1 protein-coding gene is annotated in these 976 nt (G+C 31.7%); it reads left to right on the forward strand.

Features of this window, described 5'->3' with window-relative positions; genetic code table 11:
* The first annotated feature begins 32 nt into the window (after nucleotides 1-32).
* Nucleotides 33-470 (forward strand): GNAT family N-acetyltransferase, encoded by a 438-nt coding sequence (locus BWGOE10_RS28970; RefSeq protein WP_070143925.1) that lies wholly within the window; start codon nucleotides 33-35, stop codon nucleotides 468-470.
* Nucleotides 471-976: the final 506 nt, after the last annotated feature.

Consider the following 976-nt stretch of genomic DNA (forward strand, 5'->3'; position numbering starts at 1 on the left):
GATATATCAATATTAATAGAGGGGATAATTATATGATTCGTGAAGCTGAACCAAAAGACAGTAATGTAATTGAAAATCTATATAAAAAATTAGCACCACATAGTAAAAACATTAAGGTTTTGCCAGAAAGAATTGAGCAGATAAGGAATGATTCTAATAATTTCTTATTTGTATATGAGGAAGATTGTAAAGTTAAAGGAAGTATATTTATGACTTTTTGTCTTGATCCTGGATATCAATTTAGACCATATACCGTTCTAGAGTATGTGATTGTAAATGAAGATTTTCGAGGTAATGGGATAGGTGAAAAGTTACTAAAACATGTAGAACGGCTATCAATTGCAAGGGGATCCACAAGAATTATCTTATTAAGTAGTACAACTAGAATAGAAGCACATAAATTCTTTTCTAAAAATGGTTATAATGGCACTATAAGTAAGGGATTCAAGAAGTATATACCTATTAATTAAGTTTTATATATAAGAGCCATTCTTAGCTATAGGAACGGCTTTCTTAATTATCTTTAAATTAACTAACACAGTTTAAAAGAAGTCAACGATGCATAAAGTTTTCGTTATGGGGATAATTCAAAACCTTAGGTTGGTAGTGATGTGAAGTCCCCCCTAAACGAAAATTTTTACCTATCGACAATTCAGCTCATTTTTTCAGTTTGGGGTAACAACGAATTTCTTAAGTTGATGGGCATGGCCTCACCATACCATTTCGGGAAAATTGTACACTTAGACACAAATTGGACACATTTCAACGAATTCTTTGTACACTAGCATGATTTTTTGTTCCTCCTATTGATTTATACTTTATATTTCTTACTATTTCAGCGAAAATGAAAACTAGACCTATACCATCCATTTAAAACAGGAGGAAACACAAATGAAATGTTATCAATTGCACTTGGAATTAGTGGGATGTCCTTTCCCCATTTGGAGAAGAGTTAGTTTACCGACAGATTTATCCT

Source organism: Bacillus mycoides (assembly GCF_001757995.1).
In the GTDB taxonomy this organism is placed as follows: domain Bacteria; phylum Bacillota; class Bacilli; order Bacillales; family Bacillaceae_G; genus Bacillus_A; species Bacillus_A mycoides_B.